Origin of the sequence: Nocardioides psychrotolerans, from assembly GCF_943371775.1 — a bacterium.
Lineage (GTDB): Bacteria > Actinomycetota > Actinomycetes > Propionibacteriales > Nocardioidaceae > Nocardioides > Nocardioides psychrotolerans_A.
Genome location: NZ_CALRWD010000020.1, coordinates 1 through 15,790 on the forward strand (window position 1 = coordinate 1; position 15,790 = coordinate 15,790).

General features: G+C 72.9%; 14 protein-coding genes. 2 read left to right on the forward strand and 12 right to left on the reverse strand.

The annotated features are described in order from the left end of the window. A partial coding sequence (locus tag AAG827_RS07890) for a GrpB family protein (protein WP_341925348.1) occupies positions 1-209 on the reverse strand: 209 nt, incomplete at its 3' end. Positions 210-317: 108 nt separating this feature from the next. Between AAG827_RS07890 and AAG827_RS07895 the strand changes: the two genes are divergently transcribed. Further along, on the forward strand, positions 318-1,553 hold the full coding sequence (locus AAG827_RS07895) for a DUF222 domain-containing protein (protein WP_341925349.1): 1,236 nt from the start codon (positions 318-320) through the stop codon (positions 1,551-1,553). A 10-nt stretch (positions 1,554-1,563) separates the two neighbouring features. Here AAG827_RS07895 and AAG827_RS07900 read toward each other — a convergent pair whose 3' ends face one another. The 7 genes from AAG827_RS07900 to AAG827_RS07930 form a co-directional block, all read right to left on the reverse strand. Beyond that, entirely contained in the window at positions 1,564-2,196 is a 633-nt protein-coding gene (locus AAG827_RS07900; RefSeq protein WP_341925350.1) for a helix-turn-helix domain-containing protein, read from the reverse strand. 68 nt (positions 2,197-2,264) lie between these two features. Next, the gene (locus tag AAG827_RS07905; RefSeq protein WP_341925351.1) at positions 2,265-3,161 is read right to left on the reverse strand and encodes a universal stress protein; all 897 of its coding nucleotides are present in this window, start codon (positions 3,159-3,161) and stop codon (positions 2,265-2,267) included. Positions 3,162-3,254: 93 nt separating this feature from the next. After that, the gene (locus AAG827_RS07910; protein ID WP_341925352.1) at positions 3,255-5,630 is read right to left on the reverse strand and encodes a phosphoketolase family protein; all 2,376 of its coding nucleotides are present in this window, start codon (positions 5,628-5,630) and stop codon (positions 3,255-3,257) included. Beyond that, on the reverse strand, positions 5,623-6,561 hold the full coding sequence (locus AAG827_RS07915) for a universal stress protein (RefSeq protein ID WP_341925353.1): 939 nt from the start codon (positions 6,559-6,561) through the stop codon (positions 5,623-5,625). Before AAG827_RS07915 ends, AAG827_RS07910 begins: the two co-directional genes overlap by 8 nt. 111 nt (positions 6,562-6,672) lie before the next feature. Continuing rightward, the gene (locus tag AAG827_RS07920) at positions 6,673-7,578 is read right to left on the reverse strand and encodes a carbamate kinase (protein WP_341925354.1); all 906 of its coding nucleotides are present in this window, start codon (positions 7,576-7,578) and stop codon (positions 6,673-6,675) included. Positions 7,579-7,610: 32 nt separating this feature from the next. Then, positions 7,611-8,057: a pyridoxamine 5'-phosphate oxidase family protein gene (locus tag AAG827_RS07925; protein WP_341925355.1), complete on the reverse strand. Its 447-nt coding sequence runs from the start codon at positions 8,055-8,057 to the stop codon at positions 7,611-7,613. 72 nt (positions 8,058-8,129) lie between these two features. After that, positions 8,130-9,017, reverse strand: a complete 888-nt coding sequence (locus tag AAG827_RS07930) for a B12-binding domain-containing protein (protein ID WP_341925356.1) — start codon at positions 9,015-9,017, stop codon at positions 8,130-8,132. 171 nt (positions 9,018-9,188) lie between these two features. Between AAG827_RS07930 and AAG827_RS07935 the strand changes: the two genes are divergently transcribed. Beyond that, a complete protein-coding gene (locus tag AAG827_RS07935; protein ID WP_341925357.1) occupies positions 9,189-9,500 on the forward strand; it encodes a hypothetical protein in 312 nt (103 codons plus the stop codon). Here the strand turns inward: AAG827_RS07935 and AAG827_RS07940 are convergent. The 4 genes from AAG827_RS07940 to AAG827_RS07955 form a co-directional block, all read right to left on the reverse strand. After that, positions 9,466-12,078, reverse strand: coding sequence for an AMP-binding protein (locus AAG827_RS07940; RefSeq protein WP_341925359.1), 2,613 nt, complete (start codon positions 12,076-12,078; stop codon positions 9,466-9,468). The genes AAG827_RS07935 and AAG827_RS07940 overlap by 35 nt on opposite strands. Continuing rightward, positions 12,075-13,121, reverse strand: coding sequence for an ABC transporter ATP-binding protein (locus AAG827_RS07945; RefSeq protein WP_341925360.1), 1,047 nt, complete (start codon positions 13,119-13,121; stop codon positions 12,075-12,077). Before AAG827_RS07945 ends, AAG827_RS07940 begins: the two co-directional genes overlap by 4 nt. Further along, the gene (locus AAG827_RS07950) at positions 13,118-14,593 is read right to left on the reverse strand and encodes an iron ABC transporter permease (RefSeq protein WP_341925362.1); all 1,476 of its coding nucleotides are present in this window, start codon (positions 14,591-14,593) and stop codon (positions 13,118-13,120) included. The genes AAG827_RS07945 and AAG827_RS07950 overlap by 4 nt, the downstream gene beginning before the upstream one ends. Positions 14,594-14,709: 116 nt before the next feature. After that, on the reverse strand, positions 14,710-15,714 hold the full coding sequence (locus AAG827_RS07955) for an iron ABC transporter substrate-binding protein (RefSeq protein ID WP_341925364.1): 1,005 nt from the start codon (positions 15,712-15,714) through the stop codon (positions 14,710-14,712). Between the last annotated feature and the right edge of the window lie 76 nt (positions 15,715-15,790).

Consider the following 15,790-nt stretch of genomic DNA (forward strand, 5'->3'; position numbering starts at 1 on the left):
TTCGCTACCAAGCCCGGAATGGCGGTTGAGCCGACGTGCTCGACCCGGGCAGATGGGACGGCTGCCAGTGCCTCACCCAACCGGCTAGCAATGACGGCGAACTGCGCAGGCCATTCCTCTCGGTAAGCCACAACTTCAACTGTCATGAAACCAGTCTCCCAGGACGACACGCAGCGCCCGACTCTCGGCACGACGTCGCGCACTGTCATCGGCAGATCCTGTAACTGGCGTCGCCAATCGGAACACCCCCAGTCAGATAGGGGAACCCGCGCGTCTTCAGGGGTCGGACTGTCGGTGGGCAATGTTTCGATGGGTCCATGACCAGCACCAGCCAGCTCGTGGACCGGGGACACCCGGTCAGCGTCGGTGTGGGCCACCTCAGGGACCGGGTCGCGCTGCTGGCCCAGGGGCCGGTGTGGTCGATGCGTGACGTCGAGGTGCGTCAGGCGGTGCTGGACCTGAGCGAGGTCACCTCGATGCTCGCGGCCCTCGAGATCACCCTTCTCGCCCACGCCCACCGCACGGGCGCGGTCGAGGAGGTCGGGGCGACGTCGGTGGCGGCGTGGTGGGCGCACGAGTCCCGGTTGACGCCCGTGGAGGCCCATCGGCGGGTCACCCACGCGGTGGCGGTCGAGGACCACCACCCGGAGGTCGGCGCGGCGTTGGCCGCGGGCGGTCTGCGGCCCGAGCAGGCACGGGTGGTCGTGGACGCGGTCGACGCGCTCCCGGCCGAGGTTGACCCGGTGGTGGTGGACCAGGCACGGGCGCACCTGCTCGCCGAGGCGGCGCACCATGACGCGAAGGCGCTGCGGGTCCTGGGCAAGCGGGTCCTGGACGTGGTCGCCCCCGAGATCGGTGAGGCCCAGCTCGCCCAGCAGCTCGATGCCGAGGAGAAGGCTGCGGAGGCGGTGCAGCGGCTCACGATGCACGACGACGGCCACGGCCGGACCTACGGCCGTTTCACCCTGCCGACGTGGAAGGCCGACCTGCTTCGCACGGCGCTGCACGCACTGGCCTCACCGCGACGTGAGGGCGGCCGCGGGTCCACCCCGGAGGGGATGGGGAACGCGTTCGGCGACTACGTCCAACGGTTCCCGACCGAGAAGCTCCCCGACGCCGGTGGCGTGAGCGCGACCGTGGTCGTCACCATGGACGTCACCACCCTGATGGGCGGCCTGAAGGCCGCGAGCCTCGACACCGGGACCATGATCAGCCCCGGCCTGGCCCGACAGCTCGCGTGCAAGGCCGGTGTCATCCCGGTCGTGCTCGGCGGTGGCTCCCAGGTCCTCGACGTCGGCAGGAAGCGTCGCTTCCACACCACGACCCAACGCATCGCCCTCGCGACCCGTGACGGCGGCTGCACCACGATCGGGTGCACTCGGCCCCCATCGTGGTGCGAGGCCCACCACGAGGTGCCGTGGAGTCGTGGCGGCGGCACGTCGGTCGACGACGACCGCCTGCTCTGCTCACGACATCACCACCTCGCCCACCACCCGGCCTACGAGATGACGCACCACCCGAGCCGGAAGGTCTCCTTCACCAGACGCGAGTGAGGCACCCGGTTCAGCCCACCCGCGAGGCACCGGGTGCGTCGACGCACACCGGCAGCCCGTAGCCGAAGAAGGTGACCGGCTCCCGCTGCTGCCCGTCGTCGCGGGTGATGGTGCCGAGCCACTCCTGGACGGTCGCGTCCAGGCGCTCAAGCAGGGCGGCGAGCTCCGGGGCGGTGGCGCGCGTCGTCACCTCGGTGGAGAAGGCGGCCCTGCGCCACTCGACGTCGTGCTCCCCCTGCCGGGCGGCCCAGGCGTTCAGCACCTGCCCCTGGTGGCGGGCCGCCAGGCGTTGGGCAGCCCGGGCCCGGTGCCGGTCAGCGGGCTGGTCGAAGTCCTCCGGGGACCAGTGCCAGGTGCGGTCCACCAGACGCCACCAGGATGTGCGACCGTCGGTCGCCAGCTCGGGAGCGGGCTCGACGAAGCCGGCTCGCTCCAGGGTGCGCAGGTGGTGGCTCACGCTGCCGACCCGGAGGTCCAGCGCCCGGGCCAGGCTCGTGACCGTGCTCGGGCCGTGGCCGGTGAGGTGATCGACGAGGCGGCGTCGGATCGGGTCGTGGAAGGCGACGAGGTCGCTCAGGTCGCTCAGGTCGGTGATGTCGCCAGTGAGGTCGCCAGTGGTGTCGCCAGTCGTGTCATCGGTCATGCAGCGACGGTAAGGAGGACCCCAGGAGGCCGGCAAGGCCTCTTGTACATCTCCCCCGGCGTGCCGGATCAGCCCGACTCGGCGTCGCGGACGACGGCGACGGGACACACCGCGTGCTGCAGGACGCCGTGGCTGACGGAGCCGAGGAGCAGCCGACGGAAGCCTCCGAGTCCGCGGTGGCCGACGACCAGGAGCTCGGCCCCGGTGCCCGCGGCCACGAGCCCGCCGACGGTCGGCGACATGGGGACGGTGACGTGGACGGTGACGTCGGGGTACTTGTCGCCCCAGCCCACGAGGGTCTCCGAGACGGCCAAGCGCTCGGCGTTCTGGAAGTCGAGCTTGAGGTCGTGGAAGAGCCCGGCACTGGAGGTCCACCAGGCCTTGACGACGTGGAGGTCGCAGCCGCGGGAGGCCGCCTCCTCGTAGGCGAAGCCAACAGCGGCCTCCGACCCAGCGGAGCCGTCGACGCCCACGACCACGCCACCGGTCGCCGGGTTCGGGGAGCCGGGCACGTCGGGTGCCCGGACCACCACGACCGGGCAGACCGCGTGGGCGGCCACCTGGTAGGCCACCGAGCCGAGCAGCGCCCCCACGAGGACACCGTGCCCGCGGTGGCCGACGACGATCGTGTCGGCGTGGGCGGAGTGCTCCACGAGCACGCCGGCAGGTGAGCCGAGGATGCTCTCGCGGGTGACCTCGAGCTCCGGCCAGCCCGCGTCGACGCGGGCGATCGCGGCGTCGAGCGCCGTCTCCGCGCGGGTGATCGCGTCGGCCTCGGCGAGCTCGAGGACCTCACCGACATAGAGGGCGGCGTCGCCGCCCGGCAGCTCCCGCTGCCCCACGGCACACAGGTGGAGACGGCGCCGACGGCGGACCGCCTCCGCGGCAGCCCAGTCGAGGGCTGCGTCAGAGGAGGGCGAGCCGTCGACACCGACGACGATGCAGTGCTTCACGAGGATGGTCATGCTCCGATCGTGCTCCCGGGCCGGACCCCGGAGCAGGGTCCAAGGGCCCGACCTGGCCGGGCCTTCGCCCCGCCCTGCCTGCCCCGCTCTGCCTCAGCGCGAGCCGACGCGCCAGTCGCTGATCTCCGGCAGGTCCTCGAGGTGCTCGCGCACGTAGGCCCGGTGCCGGTCGAGCTGGTCCTCGCACCAGCCGTAGAGCTCCTGGGCGCCCCGCGGGGTCGTGCGAGCGTTGTTGAGGGCGTCCATGACGAGGTGGTAGCGCGAGATCTTGTTGAGCACCGTCATGTCGAACGGCGTCGTCGTGGTGCCCTCCTCGATGAAGCCGCGCACGTGGAACCTGTCCGCGTCGGGACGTCCGTGCACGAGCTGGTGGATGGCACCGGGGAAGCCGTGGAAGGCGAAGACGACGTCCGCGGTGTCGGTGAAGAGCTCGGAGAAGCGCAGGTCGCTCATCCCGTGCGGGTGGCTGCGCGGGCGCACCAGCGTCATCAGGTCCACGACGTTGACCACCCTGGTCCGCAGCTGGGGCACGCGCTCGCGCAGGATCTGGGCTGCTGCGACCGTCTCGAGCGTGGGGGTGTCGCCAGCGCAGGCGAGGACGATGTCGGGCTGCGCCGTGCCGTCGTCGTGCCCTGCCCAGTCCCAGACGCCGGCACCGGCTGCGCAGTGCTGGGCCGCCTCGTCGATGGAGAGGTACTGCAGCTGCGGCTGCTTGTCGATCACGATCAGGTTGACGTAGGAGCGCGAGCGCAGGCAGTGGTCGGCCACCGACAGCAGGCAGTTGGCGTCGGGCGGGAAGTAGGCGCGCGTGACGTCGCCGCGGTGGGTGAGCATGACCTGGATCAGGCCCGGACCCTGGTGCGAGAAGCCGTTGTGGTCGTTGCGCCAGGCGGTCGACGTCAGCAGGATGTTGAGGCTCGGGACGGGTGCCCGCCACGGCAGGGACCGCGCCTCCTCGAGCCACTTGCTGTGCTGCACCGTCTGTGAGGCGCTCACCATCGCGAACGCCTCGTAGGTGGCGAAGAGTCCGTGCCGTCCCGTGAGCGTGTAGCCCTCGAGCCAGCCGTGACAGTTGTGCTCCGAGAGCACCTCCATCACGCGACCGTCGCGCGAGAGGTGGTCGTCGTTGGTCTCCACCCGCTCCATGAACGCCCGGTCGGAGACGCTGAGCACGTCACCGAGCCGGTTGCTGTTGGTCTCGTCGGGACAGAAGAGCCGGAAGGTCTCCGGGTTGTCGCTGTAGACGTCACGCAGCAGGTGTCCCAGGCGTCGGGTCGACTCGGCCCGCTCGGCTCCGGGGCTCGCGACCTCCACGGCGTAGTCCCGGAAGTCGCGCAGGACCAGGCTCCGGGTCAGGACGCCTCCGTTGGCGTGCGGGGACGCGCTCATCCGCTGGTCGCCCTCGGCGCCGAAGCCGGTCGTCGTCGGACACCCACGCTCGTCGAAGAGCTCCTCGGGACGGTAGGACCGCAGCCAGGACTCCAGCCTGGTCAGGTGCTCGGGGTTCTCGCGCACACCCGACAACGGGACCTGGTGCGAGCGGAAGGTGCCACCGACCTGCACGCCGTCGACGACGTCCGGACCGGTCCAGCCCTTGGGGGTGCGCAGCACGATCATCGGCCAGCGCGGGCGCTCGCCCGTCCACGTCCCGTTGCGGGCATCGTCCTGGATCTCCCGGATGCGTCGCCACGCCCCGCCCATGGCGGCGGCGAAGCGGTGGTGCGTCCCGGGCAGGTCGGAGCCCTCGACCTCGATGACCTCGTAGCCGTGGCCCTCGAAGAGAGAACGCACCTCGGCCCGGTCCTTGCGGCCCAGGACGGTCGGGCCGCTGATCTTGGCGTCGTTGAGGTGCAGGACCGGCAGGACCGCACCGTCGCGCTCGGGGTTGAGGAAGGAGATGCCCTTCCAGGACCCCTCCAGCGGGCCGGTCTCGGCCTCGCCGTCCCCCACGACCGCGATGGCCAGCAGGTCGGGGTTGTCCATGACCGCACCGAAGGCGTGCACCAGCACGTAGCCGAGCTCGCCTCCCTCGTGGATCGATCCGGGCGTCGTGACGGACACGTGGCTGGGGATGCCACCCGGGCTGGAGAACTGCCGGCACAGGCGCCGCAGCCCTTCCTCGTCCTGGGTCACCCGCGGGTAGGTCTCGGTGTAGGACCCCTCGAGCCAGGAGGCCGCGACCAGGGCCGGTCCGCCGTGGCCGGGGCCGGCGAGGTAGATCGCCCGGTCGCCCGTCTCCCGGATGAGTCGCGAGGCGTGTGCGTAGACGAAGGCGAGACCGGGACTGGTCCCCCAGTGACCCAGCAGCCGCGGCTTGACGTGCGCCGGGAGCAGGGGCTCGCGCAGGAGGACGTTGTCGCGCAGGTAGATCTGGCCGACGGTGAGGTAGAGGCTGGCCCGCCACCAGGCGTCGAGCGCCTCGACCTCGTTGTCGGTGATCGCGGTGAGGTCGCGCCGGGCCTCAAGCATGGGCGCCGGTCTGCAGCTGCTGGACCTGTCGCTGGGCACCGCCGTGCCACAGGTGGGAGCTGCCGTCGGGGACGGGCAGCAGGACCGGGCAGGAAGCGCGCGCCATCACCGCTCGGGCAACGGGCCCGATCCGCGAGCCGCGCGGCACGAGCGGGTCGTGACGCCCGACCACCAGCAGGTCGGTGCCGTGCGAGGCGTCGACGAGCAGGTCGGCCGGACGGGCGTGCTGCACGTCGATGGTGACGGGGACGGCGGCGAGACGCTCGTCGCCGGCCACGACCGTCGCGACGACCCGCTCGAGGTCGCCACGCACCGAGCGCGGGTCGATGCCGTTCGTCGCCTCGGCATGGTCGTTGTCGCGGGCCATCCACCAGCCGCAGACGAGGCGCAGCCCGGCGCCTCGGCGGCGGGCAGCAGCCATCGCCTCACGGATGGCCGGCTCGCTGGTCGCGGCGTGGTCGACGCCGACGGTGACCGTCGCGGCGCCCTGGACACCGTGCCAGTCGTGAGGGACGCACACGACCGGCACCCGGGAGCGCGCGGCCACCTTGAGGCAGATCGCCGGGGGCGGCCCGCTGGGGACCAGCGCGGGTCGGCGGCGCAGCACCAGCAGCGCCGCCTCCTGGCCCACCTCGAGCAGACCCGGGATCACCTCACCGTGGAAGAGCTCGCTGGTCACCAGCACGCCCTCCGGGGCAAGGGACCGCGCATAGGTGACCGCGTCCCACAGGGTCTCCTCACCCGTGCGGGCGCGCCGCTCCGCCACGCCGAGCACCGCTGGCTCGCGCCACGGCACCAGGTCGATGACGTGCACCAGGTGCACCGTCGTACGACGACGTGCGGCTTCCGCGACGCCGTAGCGGACGGCGGACTCGGAGCCGTCGCCGGCAACGGCGACGAGGACGGGGCGGGACTCGGTGGTGTCGACCATGGCTCGACTCTGGCCCCGGCCGCACCCGCGCCCTAGAGCCGAAGGTCCCACGGGGCAGTGACCTCGGCCCGCAACCGGGACCACCGCCGGGGTGCCGCTGCCGTGGGCGACTCAGTCGGCGCGGACCTGGGTGCCGGCGGTGCCGGCCACGACCGCGGCCGCGTCGGGCAAGGAGCCGATGGCGGCCCGCCCGCCGGTGCGGGTGGCGAACGCGCAGGCCGCCTCGACCTTGGGCCCCATGGAGCCGTCAGGCAGGTCCAGGGCGTCGAGGTCCGCGACGCTCACGCGGTGCAGCGCGCGCGCCTGCGGCGTGCCGTAGTCCGTCTGCACCGCGCTCACGTCGGTCAGCATCACGAGCAGGTCGGCGCCGAGCGTCTCCGCGACCAGGGCAGCGACGTAGTCCTTGTCGACGACCGCCTCCACGCCCAGCAGTCCCCGCGGCGTGCGCACCACGGGCACGCCGCCACCCCCGCCGAGCACGACAGTGGTGCCCTGCTCGAGCAACGCTCGAGCGATCTCGATCTCCACGATCCCGCTGGGGCGCGGCGACGCCACGACGCGACGCCAGCCGTCGCCGTCCGGCTTCACCGTCCAGCCGCCGGCCTCGGCGAGCTCGCGGGCATGCGACTCGTCGTAGACGCTGCCGACGAACTTGGTGGGGTCCTGGAAGGCCGGGTCGTCGGCGTCGACGAGCGTCTGGGTGACCAGCGTCACCACCGGGGTCACCAGACCGGCATTGGCGAGACCCTGCTGGAGCCAGTAACCGATGACCCCTTGGGTCTCGGCGACCAGGTCGCTGAAGGGGTAGGGCCGCGTGAGGGTCGGGTCAGCCGCGCTCTCGAGGGCGAGCATCCCGACCTGCGGGCCGTTGCCGTGCACGAGCACGAGCTGGTGGTCGCCGGCGATGCGCGCGAGCGCGGGCGCCGCCTCGGCGACGTGCTCCTGCTGGATCGCGGCGTCCGGCTTCTCCCCGCGGCGGAGCAGCGCGTTGCCCCCGAGAGCGACGACCAGGCGCACGCCTCAGGTCCCCGACGTGGGGAGGTGGTTGCTCACGTCGAGAGCGTACGCCGGTAGACCGCCTGGGCCTGCGGGTCCCAGCCGCGGCCGAGAGTGCGACCGGTCACCTCGCTCCATGGGATGCGGATCACGAGCGGCCGGTTGCCACCGGCCCAGGGCCGGGGTGGCCACACGGCCTCGATGTGGTCGAGCTCGGCGGGCTCGGTCACGACCTCGGCGCGGCCACGGACCACCACGCTCCAGCCGTGGTGCTGCTCGAGGTCGAGGTGGTCGACCTCGAAGGCGACGACCTTGTCCCGCGCGAGCCGGCCCAGCACGCTGTAGGACGTCGTCCGGAGCAGGACATGGTCGTCCACCACCGAGTAGTTGACCGGGATGACGTGCGGTCCGTCCTCGGTGCAGACGGCGACGCGGCCGACGACACCGATGCGCAGCAGGGCCTCGGCCTCGGGGCGTGACATCTCGATGGACTCCAGCACGACAGCCTCCTCCGGTGGACTGGCTCCAGCCTCGCCCCGGCTCCTGCTCTCCGGTAGGGCCGTTGGTCCTGCTCAGGCCGGCAGCAGCCGTTGGCAGAGGGTCGCGGCCGCTCCGGTGAGCGTGGCGCCCAGGTAGGTCCCCGGGACCCCCTCACGCGAGTCGGGGAAGAGGAACGCGTTGCCGGCGTAGAACACCAGCGGCCCGGTCCCGGCGACCACGGTCAGTGCCTCCACGGCAGGACGGCGCTGGGTCGAGAGGTGGGAGACCACCACGACCGCAGGCGCCTCCGTCGCGGCGACGGCGGCGACCAGCGTCCGCTGCGACGTCCGGGCACCGAGCAGACGCGTGGCCAGGCCCTCCTGCGCGAGCAGCGCGGCCAGCGCCTCGAGGCCGAGGGTGTGCAGGTCGCGTGGTCCGCACGCGAGCAGCACCGGGGCGGCCTGCACCGGTGGAGGTGCGTGGGAGATCAACCAGGAGAGCCAGGCCCGGGCCGCCTCGGTCGTGAGGTGCTCCTGGGCGATGTCGCAGTGGCCGCTCTCCCACCAGCTGCCGATCTGGCGCATGCTCGGCATCAGGACGTCGTCGAGCGTGGCGCCCAGGCCGAGCTCGGCGCGCGCCCCCTCGAGGACCTCGCGCACTGCCCGGGGCTCGAGCTCGTGCGAGGCGGCGAGCAGCCGCTGGATCCGCGCGTGGGCCGGGTTGTCGGTGTCGAGCAGCGCCCGCACGGAGCGGGCCGCGTCCGACGCCTTGCGACCGCGCGCCACCTCGTCGCGCATCAACCGCAGCTCGTGCAGTGCCGCGGCGGAGTAGCGACGGTGACCACCGTCGCTGCGCGGCGTCGCGGGGATGCCGTAGCGGCGCTCCCAGGAGCGCAGGGTGGGCGCCGGCACCCCGAGCAGGTCGCTGACCTGCTGGATCGCCAGGCCTCCGGGCACCGGGTCGCCGTCGTACGTCCTCACGCTGCTCCTCGTCCCCCATGGACCGGGCAAGCTCGTCTCGCCCGACATTGCCTAACCTCGTCGACAACTTGTGCAACCTCTTGTGATTTTTGCATAAGTTCTGACCTGTCGCTGCCGATCTCCTCCCTCCAGGCTGATCCTGCAGCCCGAGGAAGCAACGAGGAGACACCGATGTCCCAGCACCGACTGCGCGTCGTACCACCGCTCGACCCGTGTGCCGGCCTGATCTCTACCCTCGTGCTGCGGTGTGCCGATGGCGAGGATGACGCCCTCGGCACGCTCTTCGACCTGTTCTACGCGCCGGTCCTCGCCACGGTGGCACCCCAGGGCCACTGCGACGCGGGCGGCGACCGGGTCGTCGAGGTCTTCCACGAGGTCTGGCGGCGTGCCCCCGGCTTCGAGGCCGGTCACGATCCTGTGACCTGGATCCTGGACGTCGCCCGCGAGGTCAGGCCGCTGACGCCGGTGCCCGCCGCCTCCTGAGCCGCACCCGGACCAGACCGGTCCCACGCGCGCCGATGCGGGTGTAGGCCGCGTGGGCGGCGACGCCGACGCCGAGCGAGGCCAGCACCGCGAGGTAGGGGTGACCGGCATCCTCCAGCGGCGGGTAGACCTGCCAGTGGGTGAGGTAGATCCACAGGCTCGCGGCCGAGACCACCCCGACGCTCAGCCCCACGGCACGCGGCAGCGGGACGGGTCGGTCGAGCAGCAGGACCAGCACGCCCGCGACCACGACCGCCTCGCGCTGGCTGTCGGCGAAGAAGCCGGCCGTCGCGACGACCGCCAGGACGGCGACCACGGCGTGCTGGAGCCGGCCACGAGCCGCAGCGGCCGCCCAGCCGAGCGCCACGCACCACAGCACGACCGCCGCCGAGTAGCGCTCGGTCGACCCGGCGTCCACCCCGACGGTCGCGTAGCGCACGGCCAGCGTCACCGCGAGCACGACCAGCGCGGCGCCGAACGGTGCACGCCGCTGCCACCGGTCGAGCGCGGGCACCGCGAGCAGCAGGGCGAGCGCGAGGTAGCCGAGCACCACGGCCTCGATGAACCAGAACTGCCAGTTGTCGTCCCAGGAGTCGCGCCCCAGGAAGCCGTTGAGCAGGAAGACCGTAGAGGCGTCGTAGGCGCTGGTCGCCGCGGCGACGGCGCCGATCCAGCAGAAGGCCGGCAGCGCGACGTGCCACGCCCCGCGCAGCACCCCCCGGATCCGATCGCCCCGATCGGTGAGCCCGAGCTGGAAGCGCGCCAGGTTGTAGCCCGCGACGGCGAGCAGCACGTGGGCTCCCCCGGCCACCAGCACGATGTCGGCGTGGGTGACCAGCACCAGCAGGATCGCCACGGCCCGGAGCACGGCGGAGGCGTCGACGCGGACCAGGAAGCGTCGTGGCGTGCGGGCCGTGGCCGCCAGCTGCGTCGGGGTCAGGTGTGCCCATCCCGGCGGCAGCTCGCCCAGCAGCGCGCTGAGACGCATCGACACCTCGACGTAGGACAACGAGTCACCGCCCAGCGCGGCGAAGCTGTCGTCGGTCGAGGCCTCCGGCCTCCCGAGCAGCACGGCGTAGAGGTCGCGGACCGCGTCGGGTGACGCGGTGGCCGACGCGGTGGGTGGCGCGGTGGCCGACCGGGTGGCCGGAGTCCCGTCCGAGGGCGGGCCCGGCTCCGACGACCGCAGTCGCGCGAGGTGCCCGGCCAGGGCGACGAGGTCGGGCTTGCCGGTCGGCGTGAGGGGCAGCGCCGCCAGCTGCTCGACCCGCAGCGCCCCTGGCGGGAGCGCGGTGACCTCGACCAGGGCCTCGCGGACGCGGGCCCGCATCCGGGGCCGGTCGACGAACGCGCAGACGACCCCGTCGTCGGCGACCACGCGGGCGTCCAGGCCACGCTCCTCGAGCAGCCGCTCGACCCGGTCGAGGTCGATGCGCAGGCCGAGGACCTTGCCCACGCGACTGCGTCGGCCCACCACCTCGACGAGGCCGTCGGGCGCGAGCCGACCGAGGTCGCCGGTGCGCAGCTCGGAGACGGTGGCGCCCAGCGCCAGGTCGGCCGGCTCGTGGGCGTAGCCGAGCATGACGTTGGGGCCGTCGTAGACGAGCTCGCCCACGCCCTCCTCCAAGCCCTCGAGCGGCTCCACCCGCAGCCGGCCGCCCGGGACGGCCACCCCGATCGCGTCGGGTCGCTCGGAGACCAGGTCGGGGGGCAGGTAGGCCATCCGGGCGGTCGCCTCGGTCTGGCCGTACATCACGAACAGGTCGAAGCCGCGCCGACGACCCAGCTCGGCGAACCCGCGGACCCGCGCCGGGTCCATCCGACCACCGGCCTGCGTGAGGTAGCGCAGGGAGGGAGCATCGCGTCGCTCGAAGCCGCTGGCCTCCAGCAGCTCGAAGGTGTGCGGGACCCCGCTGAGGCTGGTGACGCAGTGCGTGCGCACCAGGTCCCAGAAGCACTCGTCGGCCACCGACAGGTCGGAGAGGACGACGCCCGCTCCGGCCAGCAGGTGGCTGTTGAGGACCGAGAGCCCGTAGCAGTAGTGCAGCGGCAGCGAGGTGACCGCGCGGTCGGTCGCACGGACCGAGAGGTAGGCGGCGATGCTCCGGGCGTTGGCCACGAGATTGGCCAACGAGAGTCGGACGAGCTTGGGCGCCCCGGTCGATCCCGAGGTGCTGAGCAGGAGGGCCAGGTCGGGGTGCAGGTCGTGGGCCGTGCCGTGGCGCAGCTCCCGCAGCCCAGTTGCGTCCTGGACGACGTCGGGGCGGTAGGTGTCGACGAGGTGGGCCGAGCGCCGGAGCTCCCCCGGCCCCAGGAGCAGCACCGGGTGCCGCCCGGCCAGCGCCGCGAGGTAGGTCACGACGCTGTCGACGTCGTGGGCGGCCTCGAGCAGCACGAGTCGTCGTACGCCGCCGAGCTGGTGACCGCGCGCCTCGACGAGGCGCCGGAGCTCGGCGTAGGTCACGTCGCCGCCCGGAGCCACGAGCGCCGTCGCGTGGTCGGGGCCGGCCAGGAACGGCAGCGTGGCGACGTCGCCCACGTCGGTGCGCGACCGGTGGCCGGTCAGGTCGGCCGTCACGTCAACCCCGCGGGGAAGGCGATCACCGATCCCGAGACGGTGAGCAGGACCCGGCTGCCGACGGCAGGCACGACGTCGGCGGGGACCCGCGCGGTGACCACGGCGCCGCGGTCGCCGACCGAGGTGCGCACGGTGGCGTCGTGACCGAAGTAGCTGACCTCGACCACCTCGCCCACCTCGGAGCCCGCCTGGTCACCGGCGGGGCTGACCTGGACCTGCTCGGGGCGGATCGCCAGCAGCACCGGACCGTTCGCGGGCGTGCGCAGCCGGACCACGCCGAGGCTGGAGGTGGCGGTGTCACCGGTGGCGTCGGCCTGGACCAGGGCGGCATTGCCGACGAAGGCGGCGACGCCCGGGGTGGCGGGCGAGAGGTAGAGCTCGTCGGGCGTGGCCACCTGGAGGAAGCGACCGGCGGCCATCACCGCGACCTGGTCGGCGAGCGAGAGCGCCTCGCCCTGGTCGTGGGTGACCAGCAGGGCGGTGGCGTTGCGGGCGCGCAGGGCCCGCGCCACGGCGCGCCCGGTGTCCTCGCGCAGCGAGGCGTCGAGCGAGGAGAACGGCTCGTCGAGCAGCACCACCGCGGGGTCGGACGCGAGCGCACGGGCGAGGGCGACGCGCTGCTGCTGGCCGCCGGACAGCTCGTGGGGGAAGCGCGTGGCCGTGGCGGCCGGCAGCTCGACGAGCTCGAGCATCTCCCCCACCTTGCCCTTGCTGCCGCGGCGCTCGCGGCGGGTCAGGCCGAAGGCGATGTTGGCGCGCACGTCGAGGTGCGGGAAGAGGGCGCCCTCCTGCGGCACGTAGCCGATGTGCCGCTCGTGGGCCGGCACGGTGCGACCGTCGCCGACCAGCGCCCGACTGCCGAGGCGCACCGAGCCGGCGTCGGGATCGAGGAAGCCCGCGATGATGCGCAGCAGCGTCGTCTTGCCGCAGCCCGACGAGCCGAGCACGGAGGTGATGCCGACCGGAACCGTGAGGTCGACGCCGTTGAGCACGCGCGTGGCGCCGTAGGACTTGGTCAGCCCGGTGACCCTCAGCTCGCTCATCGGGCCTCCCGCGTGGCGGCGCGGGCGAGGAGCACCGTCGCCGGGACCGAGAGCAGGATCATCAGCACGGCGTAGGGCGCCGCGGCACCGTAGGCGACCGAGGCGGCGCGTTGCCAGAAGTCGGTCGCGAGCGTCGAGACGCCGGTCGGCGCGAGCAGCAGCGTGGCGGTGAGCTCGGTGCTGATCGCCAGCGAGACCAGGGCCATGCCGGAGGTCAGCCCCGGGAGCAGCAGCGGCAGCGTGACGCGGCGGGCGACCTGACGTCCGGAGCAGCCGAGCGAGCGGGCGACGTCCTCGAGCACGGGCGGGGCCAGCTCGAAGGTCGAGCGGACGCTGACGACCGCGCGCGGCAGGAAGAGGATCGCGTAGCCCAGCAGCAGCACCGGGAGCGTCTGGTAGAGCGCGGGCACGACCCGGATCGAGATCGTCACCAGGGCGAGCGCGACGACGATGCCCGGCAGCGCGTTGGCGGGATAGATCGAGCGCTCGACCAGGGTGCCGAGCGGGCGCCGGTGGCGCACGGCCAGCCAGGCGACAGGCACGGCCGCGGCGGTCGCCAGCGCCCCGCCCACGACGGCCAGGCCGAGCGTGGAGGTGGCCGAGGCCCACAGGTCGCCGGCCGGGAAGCGCGTGGAGCTGCCGCGGACCATCCAGCGGGTCAGGCTCAGCAGCGGGATGCCGAGCGCCAGGACCAGCAGCAGCACAAGCGCCGCCACCGACGGGAGCCGCAGCCGTCCGAGCCGGTGACGCATCGGGCTGCGGGTGACGCCGGCGCCGACGCGGGCGTGGCGACGGCGCCCGCGCATGAGCAGCTCCAGGCCCAGCAGCACCAGGCAGAACGCGACGAGCACGAGGGCCAGCAACGTGGCGGCCGGGCCGTTGAAGGTGGAGGCGTACTGGGCGAGGATCGCGGTCGTCAGGGTCGGGTAGTTGAGCAGTTGGAGGGCGCCGTACTCCCCCAGCAGGTGCAGTCCCACCAGCAGCGAGCCACCCAGGACGGCTGGGCTGATCGCCGGCAGCACCACGCGGAAGAACGCGGAGACCGGCCGGTGGCCGAGCCCGGCCGCGACGTCCTCGACGCTCGAGTCGAGCCGCCGCAGCGCGGCCACGGCCGGCAGGTAGACCAGCGGGTAGTAGGACAGGCTGACGACGAGGACGGCACCCGGGAAGCTCTGCACCGCGTGGGTCGTGGAGACCCAGCCGAAGCCGTTGACGAACGCCGGCACCGCGAGCGGCGCGCACAGCAGGCCGTGCCACAGCCCGGGCTTCGGGAGGTCGGTGCGGACGACCAGCCACGCGGCCCCGACGCCGATCGCGGCGCTGAGCAGCACCCCGCCGACCAGGAGCCGCGTGGTGTTCCACAGCAGCTCGCCGATGCGCGGACGCACGAGGAAGTCGATCGCCTCGCCGGGCGGCACCTGGGCCGAGGAGAAGATCACGAAGCCCAGCGGCATCAGGCTGAGCCCGGCCACGACCAGGCAGGTCAGGACCAGGGAGACCGGGGCGCGGGTGGTGGCCTGGTCGGCGGGACGGAGCCGGACCGGGCGGGACGTGGGGCGGGTGTCGCGGACCGGGGGCTCGACCAGGCTCAGAGGAACCCGGCTTCGGTCATCAGGTCGACGACGGTGTCGCCGTCGAGGTCGGACACGTTGACGACCGGCGGCTGGAGCTCGCTGAGCGGCTTGACCGGCGGGTCGAGCTGGACCGCGGGATTGAGCGGGTACTCCAGCGCGTAGCTGTCGGCCAGGGCCTGCTGGCCCTCCTCGCTGGTGAGGAACTCGACGAACTGCTCGGCCTCGGTCGGGTTGTCGCTCGAGGCGAGGACGCCGGCGCCGGAGACGCTGAGGAAGGCCCCGGGGTCCTGGTTGCCGAAGAAGTGCAGCTCGGTGTTGTCGCTGACCTCGCCGCTCTCGGCCTGGTCACGGTCCCAGTAGTAGTGGTAGGCGATGCCCATCGCGGACTCGCCGGCGTTGACCGACTCGAGCACCACGTTGTTGCCGTCGTAGACGGTGCCGTTGGCCTGGAGGCCCGCCAACCACGCGCGGGTGGCGTCCTCGCCCTCGAGCTCGAGGACGGCGGCGACGATCGCCTGGAAGTCGGCGCCCGTCGGGGAGAAGGAGATGAGACCGTCGTACTCCGGGTCCGCGAGGTCCAGGATCGACTCCGGCAGGTCGGCCTCGTCGATCAGGTCAGGGTTGTAGAAGAGCACCGTGGAGCGGGCGACGAAGCCGGTCCACAGGCCGCTGGTGGGGCGGTACTGCGCCGGGATCGGGGCCGTCGCCTCGTCGCCGAGCTCGGCGAAGAGACCGGCCCGCTCGACCGCGGACATAGCCGGGGAGTTCTCGGTGAGGAAGACGTCGGCGGGCGAGGCGTCGCCCTCCTGGACCAGCTGGGCCGCGAGCTCGGAGTCCTTGCCGTTGCGCAGCTCGACCTCGATGCCGGTCTCCTCCTCGAAGAGCGGCGCGATCTCCTCGAGCAGCTGCTCGTGCTGGGCGTTGTAGACGGTGATGGAGGGCCCGTCGTCGCCGGAGCATCCGGTCGCGGCGACCGAGGTCAGCAGCAGGAGGGACACGACGGCAGCGGAGCGCTTCACGGGTGGTTCCTATCCGGGGGAGGTTCGTTAGGACAGGCTTACCGTACTAGGTGCGACGCCGCGAGCCGAAGCGGTC